The organism is Pseudomonas hamedanensis (genome assembly GCF_014268595.2).
Classification (GTDB): domain Bacteria; phylum Pseudomonadota; class Gammaproteobacteria; order Pseudomonadales; family Pseudomonadaceae; genus Aquipseudomonas; species Aquipseudomonas hamedanensis.
Genome location: NZ_CP077091.1, coordinates 2,497,800 through 2,515,466 on the forward strand (window position 1 = coordinate 2,497,800; position 17,667 = coordinate 2,515,466).

Annotated in this window: 18 protein-coding genes; 6 read left to right on the plus strand and 12 right to left on the minus strand. The window is 59.9% G+C overall.

Features of this window, described 5'->3' with window-relative positions; translation table 11 throughout:
• Positions 1-4: 4 nt before the first annotated feature.
• Positions 5-1,120: an outer membrane protein assembly factor BamC gene (gene bamC, locus HU739_RS10735; protein WP_186548866.1), complete on the minus strand. Its 1,116-nt coding sequence runs from the start codon at positions 1,118-1,120 to the stop codon at positions 5-7.
• A gap of 17 nt (positions 1,121-1,137) precedes the next feature.
• Entirely contained in the window at positions 1,138-2,016 is an 879-nt protein-coding gene (gene dapA / locus HU739_RS10740; protein ID WP_186548868.1) for a 4-hydroxy-tetrahydrodipicolinate synthase, read from the minus strand.
• A gap of 327 nt (positions 2,017-2,343) precedes the next feature.
• On the opposite strand from dapA, the gene HU739_RS10745 reads away from it, so the two are divergent.
• Both HU739_RS10745 and HU739_RS10750 read left to right on the plus strand, forming a co-directional pair.
• Entirely contained in the window at positions 2,344-2,904 is a 561-nt protein-coding gene (locus HU739_RS10745; protein WP_007958014.1) for a glycine cleavage system protein R, read from the plus strand.
• Between the two features lie 10 nt (positions 2,905-2,914).
• Complete coding sequence (locus tag HU739_RS10750; RefSeq protein WP_186548870.1) at positions 2,915-3,388, plus strand: peroxiredoxin; 474 nt, start codon at positions 2,915-2,917, stop codon at positions 3,386-3,388.
• Between the two features lie 120 nt (positions 3,389-3,508).
• On the opposite strand, the gene HU739_RS10755 is transcribed toward HU739_RS10750, so the two are convergent.
• Both HU739_RS10755 and HU739_RS10760 read right to left on the minus strand, forming a co-directional pair.
• Positions 3,509-4,579, minus strand: coding sequence for an AI-2E family transporter (locus tag HU739_RS10755; RefSeq protein ID WP_186548872.1), 1,071 nt, complete (start codon positions 4,577-4,579; stop codon positions 3,509-3,511).
• Between the two features lie 32 nt (positions 4,580-4,611).
• Positions 4,612-4,851, minus strand: coding sequence for a sulfurtransferase TusA family protein (locus HU739_RS10760; RefSeq protein WP_186548874.1), 240 nt, complete (start codon positions 4,849-4,851; stop codon positions 4,612-4,614).
• Between the two features lie 98 nt (positions 4,852-4,949).
• Between HU739_RS10760 and HU739_RS10765 the strand changes: the two genes are divergently transcribed.
• Positions 4,950-6,383 carry a M48 family metalloprotease gene (locus HU739_RS10765; protein ID WP_186548876.1) on the plus strand — a complete coding sequence of 478 codons (1,434 nt, stop codon included), beginning with the start codon at positions 4,950-4,952 and terminating at the stop codon, positions 6,381-6,383.
• An 81-nt stretch (positions 6,384-6,464) separates the two neighbouring features.
• Here HU739_RS10765 and HU739_RS10770 read toward each other — a convergent pair whose 3' ends face one another.
• From HU739_RS10770 to rpoE, 4 genes are all read right to left on the minus strand, one after another.
• Positions 6,465-7,895, minus strand: coding sequence for a DegQ family serine endoprotease (locus tag HU739_RS10770; RefSeq protein WP_186548878.1), 1,431 nt, complete (start codon positions 7,893-7,895; stop codon positions 6,465-6,467).
• 208 nt (positions 7,896-8,103) lie between these two features.
• Positions 8,104-9,069, minus strand: a complete 966-nt coding sequence (locus HU739_RS10775) for a MucB/RseB C-terminal domain-containing protein (RefSeq protein WP_186548880.1) — start codon at positions 9,067-9,069, stop codon at positions 8,104-8,106.
• Positions 9,070-9,077: 8 nt separating this feature from the next.
• On the minus strand, positions 9,078-9,665 hold the full coding sequence (locus HU739_RS10780; RefSeq protein WP_186548882.1) for a sigma-E factor negative regulatory protein: 588 nt from the start codon (positions 9,663-9,665) through the stop codon (positions 9,078-9,080).
• Positions 9,666-9,695: 30 nt separating this feature from the next.
• Complete coding sequence (rpoE, locus tag HU739_RS10785) at positions 9,696-10,277, minus strand: RNA polymerase sigma factor RpoE (protein WP_003172477.1); 582 nt, start codon at positions 10,275-10,277, stop codon at positions 9,696-9,698.
• Positions 10,278-10,834: 557 nt separating this feature from the next.
• Between rpoE and nadB the strand changes: the two genes are divergently transcribed.
• A complete protein-coding gene (nadB, locus tag HU739_RS10790; protein ID WP_186548884.1) occupies positions 10,835-12,451 on the plus strand; it encodes an L-aspartate oxidase in 1,617 nt (538 codons plus the stop codon).
• On the opposite strand, the gene HU739_RS10795 is transcribed toward nadB, so the two are convergent.
• Together HU739_RS10795 and HU739_RS10800 are read right to left on the minus strand one after the other, a co-directional pair.
• Complete coding sequence (locus HU739_RS10795) at positions 12,420-12,872, minus strand: protein YgfX (RefSeq protein WP_186548886.1); 453 nt, start codon at positions 12,870-12,872, stop codon at positions 12,420-12,422. The genes nadB and HU739_RS10795 overlap by 32 nt on opposite strands.
• Positions 12,856-13,110 (minus strand): FAD assembly factor SdhE, encoded by a 255-nt coding sequence (locus HU739_RS10800; protein ID WP_186548888.1) that lies wholly within the window; start codon positions 13,108-13,110, stop codon positions 12,856-12,858. Before HU739_RS10800 ends, HU739_RS10795 begins: the two co-directional genes overlap by 17 nt.
• 150 nt (positions 13,111-13,260) lie before the next feature.
• Between HU739_RS10800 and ygfZ the strand changes: the two genes are divergently transcribed.
• Positions 13,261-14,202, plus strand: coding sequence for a CAF17-like 4Fe-4S cluster assembly/insertion protein YgfZ (ygfZ, locus tag HU739_RS10805; protein WP_186548890.1), 942 nt, complete (start codon positions 13,261-13,263; stop codon positions 14,200-14,202).
• A 34-nt stretch (positions 14,203-14,236) separates the two neighbouring features.
• Positions 14,237-15,058 (plus strand): HDOD domain-containing protein, encoded by an 822-nt coding sequence (locus HU739_RS10810; RefSeq protein ID WP_186548892.1) that lies wholly within the window; start codon positions 14,237-14,239, stop codon positions 15,056-15,058.
• 175 nt (positions 15,059-15,233) lie between these two features.
• Here the strand turns inward: HU739_RS10810 and HU739_RS10815 are convergent, their stop codons facing one another.
• Both HU739_RS10815 and HU739_RS10820 read right to left on the minus strand, forming a co-directional pair.
• Positions 15,234-16,619: a sensor histidine kinase gene (locus HU739_RS10815; RefSeq protein ID WP_186548895.1), complete on the minus strand. Its 1,386-nt coding sequence runs from the start codon at positions 16,617-16,619 to the stop codon at positions 15,234-15,236.
• Positions 16,612-17,283, minus strand: a complete 672-nt coding sequence (locus HU739_RS10820) for a response regulator (protein WP_186548897.1) — start codon at positions 17,281-17,283, stop codon at positions 16,612-16,614. Before HU739_RS10820 ends, HU739_RS10815 begins: the two co-directional genes overlap by 8 nt.
• Positions 17,284-17,667: the final 384 nt, after the last annotated feature.

A 17,667-nucleotide genomic window follows, 5' to 3' on the forward strand; every position in this document is an offset into this window, starting at 1 on the left:
TCGATCAGCCCAGGTTGTCCTGAATCACGCTCAACACTTTACGGGCAACGTCAGCCGGTGCCACGGTGTTGATGTTTTTCTCGACGGTCACCTGAATGTTCTCGCCGACCTTGCTCAGGCGCACCTGATAGCGCTCGGCGCGGGCTTCGACTTCTTCCTTGCTCGGCGCGCTGCCGAACAGGCTGCTGAAGAAACCAGGCTTGTCGTCTTTCTTCTCGGCTTTTTCGGCCAGGTTGATGTAGTACAGGCCCAGGCTGCGGTTGATGTCTTCAACGCGCCATTCGCCTTGTTCCAGCGCGCGACCGACGCTCGACCAGGCACGGTCCAGATCGGTGCCGACGTTCAACACCGGGTTGCCACTGCCGTCTTCGCTGAGGCTGACACGGCTCGGCGCGTCGAAATCACGCGATGCCAGCATCGACACCGAACCGCCCTTCTCGGAAGTACGGCTCATGCTCGCGAGCATGTCGTCGACCAGCGCAGCGTCCAGGCCAGTGTTGACCGAACGGTTGGTGAACGCGACGTCGGCCGTGCTGCCGGCAGGACGCTCGGCGCTGACCACGTAGATTTCACTGGTGTTGCGCTGCACGCCCGGTTCGATGCGCACGCGCACACGGGTTTCGCTGTCGCTGGCGATGCCGGCGGCGCTCAGGCGCTTGGCCATGGACGCCGACATTTCGTCGGAATGCTGCCAGGTGGTGGTGAATTCGCCGGTCTGCGGGCGCTGCTCGTCCAGGCGGAAACCGTTGTCCTGGAAGAACTGCACCGCCACAGGCCAGACTTCGGCCGGGGGATGCTGGGCGACGACCCAACGCGAGTCACCGCTCTTTTGCAGCGAGTAATCGCTGGCATCGGCAACAGCGGACAACGGCTGCGGACGCGGCACGATGTATTCGCCCTTGGCGGTGTCGTCGGCGACGTTACGCGGGATCGGCAACAGCGGATCCAGACGCTTGGAGGTGCTGACATCCGGTGGCAGTTGCATCGGTGCAGTCTGTTGCGCTTGCAGGTAATCGCTACCACGGTCGCGGAAATAACCTTCCGGACCCCAGATCCATCCGCAGCCGCTGGTGCTGGAGATAATCAAGGCAAGTGCGGAAAGTCCGGCCATTCGCTTCATGCGTTGTACTTCCTCAATTAAACCAGGACGCTGCACTGGCGCAGGGCCGTGCGAAGCGTTTCATGACAAGGTGTGCTCAGCCAGGTCAGTGGCAGGCGGATGCCTTCGTGCATCAGGCCCATCTCGACCAGCGCCCACTTCACCGGAATCGGGTTGGCTTCGATGAACAGATCTTTGTGCAGCGGCATCAGTTTTTCATTGATGGCCCGCGCGGTGTCGGCGTCACCCTTGAGCGCGGCTTCACACAGGTCGGCCATTTCACGCGGTGCGACGTTGGCGGTCACCGAGATGTTGCCTTTGCCGCCCAGCAGGATCAGCTCGACAGCGGTCGGATCATCGCCGGACAGCACGATGAAATCCTCGCTCACACCCTCGATGATCGCTTTGGCTCGCTTCAGGTCGCCGGTCGCTTCCTTGATGCCGATGATATTCGGCACGGTGGACAGGCGAATCACGGTCTCGGCCTGCATGTCGCAAGACGTGCGGCCCGGAACGTTGTAGAGAATCTGCGGAATGTCGACCGCTTCGGCGATGTGCTTGAAGTGCTGGTACAAGCCTTCCTGAGTCGGCTTGTTGTAATAAGGAACCACCAGCAGGCAGGCATCGGCACCGGCTTCCTTGGCATTGCGGGTCAGCTCGACGGCTTCGCGGGTCGAGTTGGCGCCCGTGCCGGCGATGACCGGAATACGCCCGGCGACCTGTTTGACCACGGCTTTGATGACGGCAATGTGTTCATCTACATCAAGGGTTGCCGACTCGCCGGTGGTGCCGACGGCGACAATGGCATGGGTGCCGTTCTTGAGGTGGAAGTCCACGAGTTTGCTGAGGCTGTCCCAGTCCAGACGCCCTTGTGCATCCATGGGAGTGACCAGTGCCACCATACTGCCCGCAATCATGAAACCGCTCCTGCCGGAAAAAGAGAGCGGTAATGGTACTGGCGCCAAGATGCTTGCACAAGCGAAGTACTGCGCTGCCGCCATTCCCCTTGGCGCCGCTTTTCGCTACCCTTCAGACTTTGATCGGTACTGATCAGCTTGTACGCCGGGTTCCAGCCTCCCTTTTCGGCCTCCCAGACCCCGTTCCTGCGTCGCCTCGACGCGCTCCCGCCACCGTGGAGCGAACCGCGAGCGCTTGCCGGGACTGACGGAACGGCACGCTCAGGCACTTCCCCGACGGACAACGCGCGTAAACCTACCGACCGCTCATCGCTTTAGGAATGCTGCATGTCCACCCCCACAGTTCGCGAACAATTCCTTGTCATCAGTGCCCTCGGCGCCAACCCCATGGAGCTGACCAACGTCCTGTGCCGCGCCAGCCATGAAAACCGCTGCGCCGTAGTCACGTCACGCCTGACCCGCCACGGCGAGTGCAGCGCTCTGGTACTGGAAGTCTCCGGTAGCTGGGACGCCCTGGCTCGCCTGGAAGGCAGCCTGCCGGTACTCGCCAAGCGTCACGCCTTCACCGTCAACGTGGTGCGCAGCGCGGCGCTGGAGAATCGTCCACAGGCCCTGCCCTACGTGGCTTACGTCAGCTCGGCCTATCGCCCGGACATCATTAATGAGCTGTGCCAGTTCTTCATGGATCACAACGTCGAACTGGAAAACCTGACCTGCGATACCTATCAGGCGCCACAGACCGGTGGCACCATGCTCAACGCCACATTCACCGTGACCCTGCCGGCCGGCACCCAGATCAGCTGGCTGCGCGATCAGTTCCTCGATTTCGCCGATGCGATGAATCTGGATGCGCTGATCGAGCCCTGGCGCCCACAAAACCCAATGTAAGGAAGCTTTAATGGCCGTTGTCATCGACCAGCCGGTTGCGGATTTCGAAGCGCCTGCCACCAGCGGGCAAACCGTCAGCCTGTCTGCCTTGCAGGGCAAGCAAGTGGTGATCTATTTCTACCCCAAGGACAGCACCCCGGGCTGCACCACCGAAGGCCAGGGTTTTCGGGATCAATATGCGGCGTTCAAGGCTGCCAATACTGAAGTCTTCGGCATCTCTCGCGATAGTTTGAAGTCGCACGAAAACTTCAAAGGCAAACAGGAATTCCCGTTCGAGCTGATCAGCGACAAGGACGAGGCGGTATGCCAGCTGTTCGACGTGATCAAGTTGAAGAAGCTGTATGGCAAGGAATACCTGGGCGTTGATCGCAGCACTTTCCTGATCGACAAGGATGGTGTGCTGCGTCAGGAATGGCGCGGCGTGAAGGTGCCGGGGCATGTTGATGCCGTGCTGGCTGCCGCTCAGGCTCTGAATAACGCCTGAGTTTCTGCGTCGTTTGCACGGACGCCTTCGCGAGCAGGCTCGCTCCCACAGTTGATTGCATTTCAATTGGTGGGAGCGAGCCTGCTCGCGAATAGCTTCTCTACAAATTCCAGATCACCGCTACAACAACGGCGCCACCACCGGCTCCTTGCGCGGCCACGCATCAAGCACAGCCTTGAACAGCGTCGCCAACGGAATCGCAAAGAACACTCCCCAAAATCCCCACAGCCCACCGAACAACAGCACTGCGCAGATGATCGCCACCGGGTGCAAATTGACCGCTTCGGAAAACAGCAATGGCACCAGCACGTTGCCATCCAGCGTCTGAATGATTCCGTAGACCGCCATCAGGTAGATGAACTGATCGCTCCAGCCCCACTGGAACAAGGCAATCAGCATGACCGGCACGGTCACGACCACGGCACCGACATACGGCACCACCACGGACAATCCGACCAGCAACGCCAGCAGCGCCGCATAGTTCAGGCCCAAGGCGATGAAGGCGATATAAGTCACGCCGCCGCAGATCACGATTTCGATGCCTTTGCCCCGAATGTAATTGGCGATCTGCCGGTTCATTTCCTGGGCGACCCGAGTGATCAGCGCGCGCTCGCGAGGCAGATAACCGCGCACCCACTCACCGATCATTGCGCGATCCTTGAGGAAGAAGAACACCAGAATCGGCACCAGCACCAGATAGATCATGATGTTCACCAGCAACGGCAGGCTCGACAGCGAGAACGTCAGCGCCCACTGCCCGAACTTGCCGATCTCCCCCCGCGCCGCTTCGATGGCTTGCAACACCTGCTCGTCAGACACCAGATGCGGATAGCGCTCTGGCAGCAAGAGCAACAGCGACTGCCACTTGGCGAGCATGCCCGGCAGTTCGTTGAACAGCGTGATCAACTGATGCCACAGCAACGGCAGCACCACGACGATAAACAGCATCAGCACGCCCATGAACAGCGCAAACACCAACCCCACCGCCACGCCGCCGGGCACACGCATTCGCTCCAGCGTGACCACCAGACCTTGCATCAGATAGGCCAGCACCATCCCCGCCAGCACGGGCGCGAGCATGCCACCAAGGGTGAGCACGGCGGTGAAGGCGAGAAACAGCAGCACCGCCAGCACCACCGCTTCTTCATCGGAGAAATAACGCTGAATCCAGTCGCGTAACACTTTGAACATCAATAATCCCTTCGGTTTTTAACGCGGTCGCTTCAGGCTTTTTTCAACCAGTAACGGTAGACGCCAGCGTCGTCTTCTTCACGCAGCAGCGCATGACCGGCCAGTTTGGCAAAGGTACGGAAGTCACGCTGCGAGCCAGCATCCGTGGCGATCACCTTGAGCACAGCGCCGCTCTGCAGTTTATTGAGTTCCATTTTTGCCTTGAGCAGCGGCAACGGACAATTCAGGCCACTGGCGTCCAGTTCCACGTCATGGGCTACAGCGTCAGTCATTGCGGCACTCCGTTCAGGTCATTCGGGCCACCTAGAATATCTGGTCGCAGCTTCGGTGTCCGGCTACAGTAAGGTCTTTGTCTTCTAAGGCTTTGTGCATGACTTTTCTGCGCCCTACCCTGCTGACGCTCGCTTGCCTGCTCGCCTCACCGGGCTTTGCCGACGATCTGCCGTCACTTGGCGACGCCAGTTCTGCCATTGTCTCGCCACAACAGGAATATCAGCTCGGGCGCGCCTGGCTGGCCATGTTGCGCAGCCAGGTTTCCCAGCTCAATGATCCACAGCTCAAGGACTATGTCGAATCCAGCGTTTACAAGCTGGTGGAGACCAGCCAGGTCACTGACCGACGCCTTGAATTCATCCTGATCAACAGTCCGCAACTCAACGCCTTCGCTGCCCCCGGCGGGGTTGTCGGGGTCAATGGCGGTCTGTTCCTCAACGCGCAGACCGAGGGCGAATACGCCTCGGTACTGGCCCACGAACTGGCTCACTTGTCGCAGCGCCACTTCGCCCGTGGCGTTGAAGCCTCGCAGCGGATGCAGGTGCCGATGATGGCCGCACTGCTGGCCGGGATCGTCATTGCCGCAGCCGGCGGCGGCGACGCAGGAATTGCCACCATCGCCGGTACCCAGGCAGCGGCGATCCAGTCACAACGGACCTTCTCGCGCCAGAATGAACAGGAAGCCGATCGCATTGGCATTCTTAACCTGGAAAAGGCCGGTTACGACCCGCGCTCGATGCCGACCATGTTCGAACGCCTGATGCGCCAGTATCGTTTCGACGCCAAGCCGCCGGAGTTCCTGCTGACTCACCCGGTCACCGAGTCGCGGATTGCCGACACCCGCAACCGTGCCGAGCAGGCCAAACCGGGCGGTATCGAGGACTCCAAGCGCTATCAGTTGATTCGCGCACGCGTACAGTTGATCTACGAAGAAACCCCGGGCCTGGGCGCCAAGCGCTTCCGCGCGCAACTGGATGAGCACCCGCAAAACGACGTCGCTCGCTACGGCCTGGCGATCGCGCAGATCAAGGGCGGCCAATTGAATGAAGCACGGGAAAACCTCAAACAGTTGCTGGTCAAATCGCCGAACGAAATCATCTACAACCTCGCGCAGATCGACCTGGACATCACCAACAATCGCCTGCCCGACGCCCAATCACGGGTTGAACGCATGCTCACGCAATTCCCGGGCAACTATCCGCTGAATCAGGTGCGCGTCGATTTGTTGCTGAAACAAAATCGCGCCGCCGAGGCCGAGAAGGCCCTGGACAGTTTGCTCAAGTCACGCCCGGATGATCCGGACGTCTGGTATCAGGTGGCCGAAACCCGTGGCTTGTCGGGCAACATCATTGGCCTGCATCAGGCGCGGGCCGAATACTTCGCGCTGGTCGGCGATTACCGTCAGGCCATTCAGCAACTGGACTTCGCCAAGCGCAAGGCGGGCAACAACTTCCCTCTGTCCTCGCGAATCGACGCGCGCCAGCGGGAGTTGATGGAGCAGGAACGCATGATCAAGGACATGATGGGCTGAAGATTTTCTGCGTCAGACAAAAGCTACAAGCACAAAAAAACCGCCTCTTTCGAGGCGGTTTCTTTTTACCTTGCCGCCGGCTTATTCAGCCAGTTTGAAGGTAATGAAGCTGGCGCGACCCTGACGCAGAACGCGCATCGACACCGAACGGTTCTTCGGCAACGCCTTGGCGATGTCGGTGAACTCCTTGGCCGAACCGATCGCCTGATTGTTCAGGTGAGTGATCACATCACCCGGCTGCAGACCGATCAGGGCCGCAGGTCCGTCCTGCACCTCCTTGATCACCACCCCGCCTTTGAGGTCGTAGGCTTTCTTCTGCTCGGCAGTCAGCTCACCTACCGCCACACCGAGGCGGTTGCTGCTGCTTTCAGCGCCAGACTTCGCCAACGCGTCCAGCTCCTTGTCCTCGTCAGGGATCGCGCCCACCGTCAGCTCGACGTTTTTGCGCTTGCCTTCACGAATCACTTCCAGGTTGGCTTTGGCGCCAGCCTTCAAGGCACCGACCAGATGCGGCAGGTCAGCGGACATGACGATCGGCTGGCCGTTCATGCTTAGAATCACGTCGCCCACTTGCAGGCCACCCTTGGCTGCCGGGCCGTCATCCTGAATCTGCGCAACCAGTGCGCCGGCCGGTTTATCCAGGCCAAACGATTCCGCCAGATCCTTGTTCACTTCCTGAATCACCACGCCCAGCCAGCCACGGCTGACTTTGCCGCCGCTCTTCAGTTGGTTGGAAACGTCCATCGCCACATCGATCGGGATGGCGAACGACACGCCCATGAAACCTCCGGAGCGGGTGTAAATCTGCGAGTTGATCCCGACCACTTCACCGTTGAGGTTGAACAGCGGGCCACCGGAGTTACCCGGGTTGATGGGCACGTCAGTCTGGATGAACGGCACATAGTTTTCGTTCGGCAGGCTGCGGCCCACGGCGCTGACAATGCCCTGGGTCACGGTGTGGTCGAAACCGAATGGCGAACCGATCGCTACTACCCACTGGCCGGCCTTGAGGTCCTGGGATTTGCCGAGCTTGAGTACTGGCAAGTCCTTGCCTTCGATTTTCAGCAGCGCCACGTCGGAGCGTGGATCGGTGCCGATCAGCTTGGCTTTCATTTCGCTGCGGTCAGCCAGACGAACCAGAATTTCGTCGGCATCGGCAATCACATGGTTATTGGTGAGAATGTAGCCATCCGGAGAAATGATGAAGCCCGAGCCCAGCGATTGCGCTTCACGCTGGCGACCATCACGCGGCGAACGTTGCTGAGGCGGCATACCGCGCTCGAAAAACTCGCGCAGCATCGGTGGCAGCCCTTCCAGGTCCGGCATTTGCTGATTCACTCGACGGTCCGGCAGTTTCTGCGTGGTACTGATGTTTACCACCGCTGGCGAGGCTTGTTCGACCAGCTGGGTGAAATCAGGCAGATCGGCCGCTTGCACGGCAGGGACCGCCTGACCGAGCAGCAGCACGGTGGCGAAGATGGAAAGATAAGACTTCAAACTAGGTATCGACATACAGCTCCCGTTACGACGAGCAGGGTTAAGCGATATGGAGCAAAGGAACACCGGAAACCACTGACCGGCATTTTTGTTCCGGGAACAACAAACAAGGCCAGAGCCGTGAGGCTCTGACCTATAAAAAATTTTCAGGTGATTTGCAAATGAAAATGCTCAGCAAACATTTCTACGTCTCGACGACGAAGTGGGAATGACCGAAATCAGCTCACTGCTTGCTGGTCGCAGCGCCATCATTGTTGCGCATCGACAAGGCGATTCGCTCAGCGGTGCCAATCGGGATTTCCCCCACCACCGTGACCATCATTTCGCCTTGCGGTGTGGTCAAGCGACGGGAGACGGCCACGGTCGGACCCAACTGCGTGCGGGTATCGGTGACCGTCGCGCCGTTCAAAGGCTCCAGGAACACCGAGAAACGCGCCAGACCATCGTCATACATCAGGCTGTTGACCTGAGTCTTGGTCTGCGCATCTTTGTGCGAGGTGCTGCTGCTGAGTTCGAAACCCGGTGGCAGCCAGTCCGAGCGCCAGACCTGCGCCGTTTTCACCGCAGACGCCTTGTTGTTGTCGAGGGTAATCGGCTTGCAATCGGCGTCAGCGAGCAAGTCTTTATCCGACGGAACTTCATCAGTGTCCAGGCTGGTGAACTGGAAGCGTTCGAGCAACTGGCCCTTGTCGTTCAGCAACAACGACTTGAGGGGCAGGCCGGTTCGCTTGTCCAGATGCAATTCGAAACCGTAACGGTGTTGGTCGCGAGGCGTCAGCGATACGATTACCGCATCCCGCCCGGCCACGCGCGACTTGCCAATGACAGCAAGGTCATACCAGTTCTTCAGCTTTTGGGGATCGAGGGAACGAGCGGTCGAATTGGGTGAATCTCCAAGACCCGCAATCAGGGTGCCGCTGACGCATTGAGTATGTCCGTCAATGCGCACAACTTCCTGAGCCGAACCGTCGAGCTGTAGCAAACGCTCGCGGACCTGGCCATTCTGGACACGATGCCAGATGTTATGGGTGGAAAAACTACCGTTGCGCTCGTAAACGAAAGTGCCGTGGAAGCTTTGCTTCTGCTCGGCCTGGCCCAGACGGGTCAACCAATCCTGAGCGTCATCGGCATGGGCTGGAACGATGAACCAGCCACTCAGCAGAAGCGAAAGTACAGGTATGGCGCGCATGATCCTCCTTAACGGTTTTCCAGGCTTGCCGCACGTGCGTAAGGCAGCGCGCTTTCAGTCCCTTTCAGCGCAGCCTGTTGCGCATGCTGGCGCAGATAGCCTGGCAGACGCTGATCGTGCCAGCCTGGTTGACCTTGCAATACGCCGTTGGCCATAGGACCAGTGGCTTCAGAACTCTCACTATAGCCTGCCAATACAGCCGGCCCCTTGACCTGTGGAGTAGCCAGAGTGGTCTGACTGCTTTGCTGAGCCAGTTCGACGCCGGCAATTTCGTCCTGGTTGTACAGGCGAACACCGGCCAGAACGGCAACGGTCACCGAGGCGGCTACAGCCAGACGACCCAGGTTGCGCCATGGGCTGCGGGAAACTTTGGCCGGTGCCGTTTCGTCTTCCAGCGCAGCAGACACTGCCGCAGCGATATCCAGACGCGGAAGCAGCAGATCCTTGTGCATGGCTGCCCGAGCAATCTGGTAACGAGCCCAGGTCTCACGGGTTTCAACATCATCCAGTGCGTTGAGCACTCGACGCAATTCCAGTTCGTCCGCTTCGTTATCCATCACTGCGGACAGCGATTCCTGCAGGGCTTCACGACTCATGGCGTTCCTCTCTTGGCTGTCGCCGCTGTCTCAGTTTTCCTGCAACAAAGGTTGCAGGGCTTTATCGATGGCCTCCCGAGCGCGGAAAATCCGGGAGCGCACGGTACCCACCGGACACTGCATGACGCTCGCAATGTCCTCGTAACTCAGACCATCGAATTCACGTAAAGTTAAAGCCGTACGCAAATCCTCTGGCAGTTGCTGGATGGTTCGATGGACGGTGCCTTCGATCTCATCCCGCAGCAGTGCTCGTTCTGGTGATTCGAGATCCTTGAGGCCGTGATCGCCGTCGTAGAACTCTGCATCCTCTGAACTTACATCGCTATCCGGCGGCCGGCGGCCGCGTGAAACCAGGTAATTCTTCGCCGTGTTAATGGCAATACGGTACAGCCACGTATAAAACGCACTGTCGCCGCGAAAGTTTCCAAGTGCTCGATACGCCTTGATAAAGGCTTCCTGAGCAACGTCCTGGGCTTCATGGGTGTCGTGCACAAAACGCACGATCAACCCGAGAATTTTGTGCTGATATTTCAGCACCAGCAGATCGAAAGCTCGCTTGTCGCCACGCTGAACGCGTTCGACCAGCTGCTGATCCTCTTCCTGGGTTAGCATGAACACTCCTCGATAAGCCCGGAGGAGACTTGCATTACTAAACGACCAGACTTGCAAACATAGACTCGGGCTTTTCGCAAAAGTTCTCCCCCTCCAAGCAAGTTTCCTGCGGGCTCTGATTTGGCACGCACGAAAAACGCAGCGCGGGATAAACCGGCTGCGCGAATAATCTTGTCATCGGTTTCGCCGGCAGGAATCCAACCTCAGATTCCGCATTGAAGCCGACACTGTCCCTGGTTTCTGGCACCGTCTATTGATCTTGGGCCTTTGGCAAAAGTTCCAATTATTTATAGACGTCCCACCGGACATTGAACGACCTTGAACCGAAAAACCGTGTTTCAGCGCCGATACAGCGGTCTTTACGCAAAGCTGCGGAAAAACCCTTCCGACGAAGCAAGCGGTTTTTTTCGTCACAGTAGTTTCACAATGCCATATGGGCCCGGCTATTGTGCCGCCCAACCCCTCTATATACTAGTGGGCTGTGTGGCTGTCTTGACTCGCCGATCCAGCTGTCTTGCGCCAACCCCGACCCGGGTCGCTTTGAGCGGAATCCTGAAATGAGCCAACAGTTCCAACACGATGTTCTGGTCATTGGCAGCGGTGCTGCCGGTTTAAGTCTCGCGCTGACCCTGCCCGATCACCTGCGCATTGCCGTGCTGAGTAAAGGTGATCTGGCCAACGGTTCGACGTTCTGGGCGCAGGGCGGTGTCGCGGCGGTGCTTGACGATACCGATACTGTCGAATCCCACGTCGACGACACCCTGAATGCCGGCGGTGGGCTGTGCCATGAAGACGCCGTGCGCTTCACCGTCGAGCACAGCCGCGAAGCGATTCAGTGGCTGATCGACCAAGGCGTACCGTTCACGCGAGACGAACAGTCCGGCACCGAAGACGGCGGTTTCGAGTTTCACCTGACCCGCGAAGGCGGCCACAGCCATCGGCGCATCATCCACGCCGCCGACGCCACGGGCGCCGCTATCTTCAAGACCCTGCTGGCCCAGGCAAAAGAGCGTTCGAACATCGAACTGCTGGAACAGCGTGTCGCCGTCGACCTGATCACCGCGCGCCGCCTGGGACTGGGAGGCGATCGCTGCCTCGGCGCCTATGTGTTGAACCGCGCCACCGGCGAAGTCGACACCTACGGCGCACGCTTCGTGATTCTCGCCTCGGGCGGTGCCGCCAAGGTCTACCTCTATACCAGCAATCCCGACGGTGCCTGCGGCGACGGCATTGCCATGGCCTGGCGCTCGGGCTGCCGGGTGGCGAATCTGGAATTCAACCAGTTTCACCCGACCTGCCTGTATCACCCGCAGGCCAAGAGTTTTCTGATCACCGAAGCCCTGCGCGGCGAAGGCGCACATCTGAAGCTGCCCAATGGCGAGCGCTTCATGTCGCGCTTTGATCCGCGCGCCGAACTGGCCCCACGGGACATCGTCGCCCGCGCCATTGACCATGAAATGAAGCGTCTGGGGGTCGACTGCGTCTACCTCGACATCAGTCACAAACCCGAATCGTTCGTCAAAAGCCACTTCCCCACTGTTTATGAGCGCTGCCTGGGCTTCGGCATCGATATCACCCAACAACCGATCCCGGTGGTGCCCGCCGCGCATTACACCTGCGGCGGCGTGATGGTCGATCAACACGGCCGCACCGACGTGCCGGGGCTGTATGCGATTGGCGAAACCAGCTTCACCGGCCTGCACGGCGCCAACCGCATGGCGAGCAATTCGCTGCTGGAGTGTTTCGTCTATGCGCGCTCGGCGGCGGCGGACATTCTTGCGCAACTGGACAAAGTCGCAGCGCCAAGCGCGCTTCCGGCCTGGGACGCCAGCCAAGTGACGGATTCCGACGAAGACGTGATCATTGCGCACAACTGGGATGAATTACGGCGTTTCATGTGGGACTACGTCGGCATCGTGCGCACCAACAAGCGCCTGCAACGGGCCCAGCACCGTGTGCGCCTGCTGCTCGACGAGATCGACGAGTTCTACAGCAATTACAAGGTCAGCCGTGACCTGATCGAGTTGCGCAACCTGGCGCAGGTCGCCGAACTGATGATCCGCTCCGCCATGGAGCGCAAGGAAAGTCGCGGCCTGCATTACACCCTCGACTACCCGAACCTGCTGCCCGAGGCCCTCGACACTATTCTGGTGCCGCCCACCTACGTCGGCTGAACTTGAGCCGTACTCGCAGGCGGCGGTGCATATCCGCCGCCTGCGAGTCACGTGGCACGCAGATCGATCTGACCCGCCACTCCCCACGCAAACGAAAGCGCAACACCACGATCAGCGGCAGCGCCAGACTGTCCGGGCGCAGTTGCACCGCTTGCCAGCCATTGGCTTGATTCCACAATTGCCAGCCGTCGGCGTCACGACGCAACCCGCAGAAAGCGTTCGGATGACTCAGCAAAATCTGCCTGGGCAGCACCCAAACGCCATGCAGCACACAGCCGAACGCCGCGAGCAGACTGGCCCAGAGCGGAAGCGCCAGCAGAAACACAGAACCCAGGGCGAACGCCTGAGCCAGCAGATACGCCGCCAGCAACTGCCGTGAGGCATGCCAGCGACATTCGAACGTATTACTTGGGCTGGACACGGTCCAGGATCATCCGGACCATGCGTTGCAGTTCGGGATCGTCCGATTCGCTGCGCTCCATGAACCAGCCGAACATGTCCTGATCCTCGCAGGTCAACAGACGCACATACAGATCGCGATCCACTTGGTTCAACGTCGCGTAGACCTCCTGCACGAAAGGCACCAGCAACACGTCAAGTTCAAGCATCCCGCGACGGCTGTGCCAAAAGAGGCGATTGAGTTCAACTTGTTCGACCATGGAGCCCTCCTCAAATTTGCCGGGCAGTATACAGCCCAGACGCGGGCCGCACAGTCGGCTTTGGTCGGGCACCCTTGATCCTTTATCAACTACCCATTTCAACAACGCGCCCTTATGATGTGCCCCAGTCTATTTACCCTGCGATGACCCATGGCCGATTCTGCTTTTTTCTGCACCCTGTCTCATGAAGGCGTACTCGCGGTTCGCGGTGCGGACGCCGGAAAATTCCTGCAAGGCCAGTTGACCTGCAATATCAATTACCTGAGTGACACCCGCGCCAGCCTCGGCGCCCGCTGCACGCAGAAAGGCCGGATGCAGTCCAGCTTCCGCATTCTGCTCGAGGGTGACGGGTTGGTTCTGGCGATGGCCAGCGAATTGCTCGAACCGCAACTGGCTGACCTGAAAAAGTACGCGGTGTTCTCCAAATCGAAACTGACCGATGAAAGCGCCGCCTGGGTGCGCTTCGGCGTGGAGCATGGCGACGCAGTCCTGACCGGTATCGGCCTGGAACTGCCCGCCGAAACCGACAGCGTCGTGCGCAACGACGGCCTGATCGCGATTCGCGTCTCGCCCGAGCGCGCTGAACTCTGGGTGCCCGCCGCTCAGGCGCAAAGCGTCAAAGGCCAACTGTCCGCAGCACTGCCTGAAGGCGAGCTGAATCAATGGCTGCTGGGCCAGATCCGCGCCGGTATCGGCCAGGTCATGCCGAGCACGCGCGAACTGTTCATCCCGCAAATGCTCAACCTGCAAGCGGTTGGCGGTGTGAGTTTCAAGAAAGGCTGCTACACCGGCCAGGAAATCGTCGCGCGCATGCAGTACCTGGGCAAACTCAAGCGCCGCCTGTATCGCTTGAGCCTGGACAGCGCCGAGCTGCCCGAGCCGGGCACGCCTCTGTTCGCGCCGAGCCATAACAGCGCGATCGGTGAAGTGGTCCTTGCGGCCAGTGCCGCAGGAAACATTGAACTCCTGGCAGTGTTGCAGGCCGAAGCTGCCGAAGCCGGCGATTTGCATCTGGGCGCCCTCGAAGGCCCCGCGTTGCGCGTGCTCGACCTGCCTTACGAACTGGATCGCGACCGCGAAATCCAGCGTTGATCGCAGCATTGTTGCAACACCCTAGAGAGTCTAAATGAGCGAACTGGCGGAAAAGGTCCAACAGGATTTGGTTGAGGCCATCGATAACGATGACCTGGTTCTGCCCACGCTGCCGGAAGTGGCACTGCAAATTCGCAAGGCGGCCGAGGATCCGGAAATCAGCGTCAGCGACCTGAGCAAAGTGATCGGTCGTGACACGGCGCTGTCCGCGCGCCTGATCAAAGTGGTCAACAGTCCGTTGCTGCGCGCTGCGCAGGAAGTCACCGACCTGCACACCGCCATCACTCGACTGGGCATCAATTACAGCAGTAACCTGGCGATCGGCCTCGTGATGGAGCAGATTTTCAACGCTCGCTCCGAAGTGGTCGAACAGAAGATGCGCGACGTCTGGCGCAGCAGCCTGGAGATCGCCGGCGTCAGCTATGCGCTGTGTCGTCGTCACACCCAGCTCAAGCCCGATCAAGCGGCGCTCGGCGGGCTGGTGCATCAGATTGGTGTGCTGCCGATTCTGACGTACGCCGAAGACCACAACGAACTGCTTTCGGATGCGGTCAGCCTAACCCATGTGATCGAGCAGATTCATCCATTGCTGGGTGAAAAGCTGTTGCGGGTCTGGGAGTTTCCCGAACGCCTGGTGCAACTGCCGTTGCTCTATCAGAACTTCGAGCGCGACTCGGCGAGCATTGATTACGTCGATGTCGTGCAGGTCGCGAGTCTGTATTGCAACAAGGACAGCGACCATCCGTTTGCGCGGATTGACCCGTTGAGTGTCCCGGCATTCAGAAAGCTGCGGATTGATCCGGAAAACAAGCAATTGTGCGCGGACCTGGAAGAATCGCGGACGATGTTTTACTGATCTGTGGCGAGGGGATTTATCCCCGTTGGGTTGCGAAGCGACCCTAAACTCTGCGATCCGGGTTTTACCAGACAGATTGCGATTGCTGAACCGCGACTGCTGCGCAGCCGAGCGGGGATAAATCCCCTCGCCACAAAATTACTACCCGGGAATAAATCCCCTCGCCACAAATGTATTACCCGGCGATAAAACTCACCCGCACCTTCAACCCCGCCCGCTCGCCATCATGCAACGTGATTTGTGCCAGATGCGCACGGCAGATCTCGCCGACAATCGCCAACCCCAGGCCCGATCCCGCCACTTGCTGATTACGCCGGTAAAACCGTTCGAACACCCGGTCGCGCTCTTCCAGCGGGATCCCCGGTCCGTCATCTTCGACCTCAAGCACCGCCGGCGCCGTCACGCGCAATATCACATTGCCGCCCGATGGCGTGTGCGCCAGCGCGTTATCCACAAGATTGCTCAGCAGCTCGTTGAGCAGGGTCGGCTCGCCGCGCAGCCACACGGGTTCGTCGGCCTCCAGTGCCAGCGCCACACCGCGCTTGTGTGCCAGCGGCGCCATGGCCATGCCCAGTTCCCGGGCCAACTGACTCAGATCAAGCAACTGCGCGCCGCCCTCGGCAATCGCCCGGGCGCCGTTTTCGACACGGGCCAGCGATAGCAACTGATTGGCCAGATGCGTCAGGCGATCGGTACTCTGCGCCGAAGATTCCAGGGTTGTGCGCCAGATCTCCGGCTCATTGGAGCGCAGGCCCAGCTCCAGCCGCGCTTTCAATGCCGCCAACGGCGTGCGTAATTCGTGGGCGGCATCAGCAATGAACTGCGCCTGCCGCTCGAACTGACCGCGCAGGCGTTCGGTGAAATGGTTGAGCGCGCGAACCAAGGGGCCTAACTCATGCTGCACTTCCACCAACGGCAGTGGGCGCAAGTCGTCGGGCTGGCGCTCTTCCACCGCAGTACGCAAGCGCTCCAGCGGGCGCAACGCCGCACTGACTGCGAACCACACCAGCAATAACGCACCCACGGCCAGCATGCCCAGACGCAGCAAAGTATCGGCCGCCAGACTGCGCGCCATGCTTACCCGCGCCTCGTCGGTTTCGGCGACGCGGATCTCCGCCATGCCGTTCATGTTCGGTTCGGTCACGGCTTTGAGCAGGCTGACCACCCGCACGTTCTGGCCGTTGTACTTGGCGTTATAGAACCGCGCGAGTGCCGGATAGCTGTCGGTGCGTGGTGTGCCGGGTGGCGGACCGGGGAGGTTTTCGTAGCCGGAAATCAGCTTTTGATGGATGTCGTTGACTTGGTAATAAATACGTCCGGCGCTGTCGTAAGCGAAGGTATCGAGGGCCACGTAAGGCACGTCGGCACTGAGGCTGCCGTCACGCTGCGACAAACCTGCGGCAATGGTTCGCGCCGAGGCCAGCAGCGTGCGGTCATAGGCGGTATCGGCAGCTTCGCGGCCGTTCCAGTAAGCACTCAAGCCACTGGCGAGCATCAGCACTACCAGCAACCATCCGAGGTTCCACAGCAAACGCCAGCGCAGACTGCTGGGCTTATGCATCGCGACTTTCCAGCAAATAGCCGAGGCCGCGGAAGGTCACGATGGCCACGGGATGGCCGTCGAGCTTCTTGCGCAACCGGTGCACGTAGATTTCGATCGCGTCCGGACTGGCTTCTTCGTCAAGACCGAAGACCTGGGCGGCCAGTTGCTCCTTGCTCATCACCCGCCCCGGCCGGGCGATCAACGCTTCGAGCACGGCCTGTTCGCGCGAGGTCAGCGTCAGCAATTCTTCGCCAAGGGTGAAGCGCCGGGTGTCGAGGTCATAGGCCAGCACGCCACAGCGCTGCTGACGCTCACCGCCCAGGACACTGCGGCGCAACAGGGCTTTGACCCGCGCTTCCAGCTCCGTCAGTTCGAACGGCTTGGCCAGGTAATCATCAGCGCCGAGATTAAGGCCGTGCACCCGATCCTTCACATCGCTGCGCGCGGTCAGCATCAGCACCGGCAGGTTCTTGCCGCGCGCACGCAGGCGCGCCAGCACCTCGAAACCATCCATGCGCGGCAGGCCGACATCGAGGATCGCCACGGCGTACTCCTCACTGCCGAGCGCCAGATCGGCGGCCACGCCATCGTGCAGCACATCCACGGTCAGCCCGGTGCTCTTGAGCGCCTGCGCGACACTTTCGGCCAGTTGCAGATGGTCTTCGACGAGCAGGACACGCATGGATTTTTACCTCGTTCTGGGATGGCCGACGCCACGCTTTGCCGCGGAGTTTACAGCCGCAACCGCCGCTGTGAAGCCCGAAAACCGTGAAAGACAGCTGAAAGGTTGTTGAAAGGTTAGCCGGTTAGAGTCGGTTTACGGACAGTTTCGACTGCCGTCGCTGCTGCCACACAGCGCACGAAAAACGCCACGAAGCGTTTTCGACCAATAAGAACAATAAACGGAGCACACCCGCATGCCGTCCATGCAACCCAGGGCTATCACACAGGCCCACCCTCCCCGCTACAACCCCGCCCTGGCCGATATTTGCGTGCCGGGCCATGCCGATTTCCCTTCCGATGTACCCGTCAATGCGCCCGCGCTGCGAAAACCTGCGCCTGTTGC

Excerpts from the sequence above, each read along its gene's own strand:
- bamC (WP_186548866.1), bottom strand. The coding sequence starts at position 1,120 with ATGAAGCGAATGGCCGGACTTTCCGCACTTGCCTTGATTATCTCCAGC.
- dapA (WP_186548868.1), bottom strand. The coding sequence starts at position 2,016 with ATGATTGCGGGCAGTATGGTGGCACTGGTCACTCCCATGGATGCACAA.
- HU739_RS10745 (WP_007958014.1), top strand. The coding sequence starts at position 2,344 with ATGTCCACCCCCACAGTTCGCGAACAATTCCTTGTCATCAGTGCCCTC.
- HU739_RS10750 (WP_186548870.1), top strand. The coding sequence starts at position 2,915 with ATGGCCGTTGTCATCGACCAGCCGGTTGCGGATTTCGAAGCGCCTGCC.
- HU739_RS10755 (WP_186548872.1), bottom strand. The coding sequence starts at position 4,579 with ATGTTCAAAGTGTTACGCGACTGGATTCAGCGTTATTTCTCCGATGAA.
- HU739_RS10760 (WP_186548874.1), bottom strand. The coding sequence starts at position 4,851 with ATGACTGACGCTGTAGCCCATGACGTGGAACTGGACGCCAGTGGCCTG.
- HU739_RS10765 (WP_186548876.1), top strand. The coding sequence starts at position 4,950 with ATGACTTTTCTGCGCCCTACCCTGCTGACGCTCGCTTGCCTGCTCGCC.
- HU739_RS10770 (WP_186548878.1), bottom strand. The coding sequence starts at position 7,895 with ATGTCGATACCTAGTTTGAAGTCTTATCTTTCCATCTTCGCCACCGTG.
- HU739_RS10775 (WP_186548880.1), bottom strand. The coding sequence starts at position 9,069 with ATGCGCGCCATACCTGTACTTTCGCTTCTGCTGAGTGGCTGGTTCATC.
- HU739_RS10780 (WP_186548882.1), bottom strand. The coding sequence starts at position 9,665 with ATGAGTCGTGAAGCCCTGCAGGAATCGCTGTCCGCAGTGATGGATAAC.
- rpoE (WP_003172477.1), bottom strand. The coding sequence starts at position 10,277 with ATGCTAACCCAGGAAGAGGATCAGCAGCTGGTCGAACGCGTTCAGCGT.
- nadB (WP_186548884.1), top strand. The coding sequence starts at position 10,835 with ATGAGCCAACAGTTCCAACACGATGTTCTGGTCATTGGCAGCGGTGCT.
- HU739_RS10800 (WP_186548888.1), bottom strand. The coding sequence starts at position 13,110 with ATGGTCGAACAAGTTGAACTCAATCGCCTCTTTTGGCACAGCCGTCGC.
- ygfZ (WP_186548890.1), top strand. The coding sequence starts at position 13,261 with ATGGCCGATTCTGCTTTTTTCTGCACCCTGTCTCATGAAGGCGTACTC.
- HU739_RS10810 (WP_186548892.1), top strand. The coding sequence starts at position 14,237 with ATGAGCGAACTGGCGGAAAAGGTCCAACAGGATTTGGTTGAGGCCATC.
- HU739_RS10815 (WP_186548895.1), bottom strand. The coding sequence starts at position 16,619 with ATGCATAAGCCCAGCAGTCTGCGCTGGCGTTTGCTGTGGAACCTCGGA.
- HU739_RS10820 (WP_186548897.1), bottom strand. The coding sequence starts at position 17,283 with ATGCGTGTCCTGCTCGTCGAAGACCATCTGCAACTGGCCGAAAGTGTC.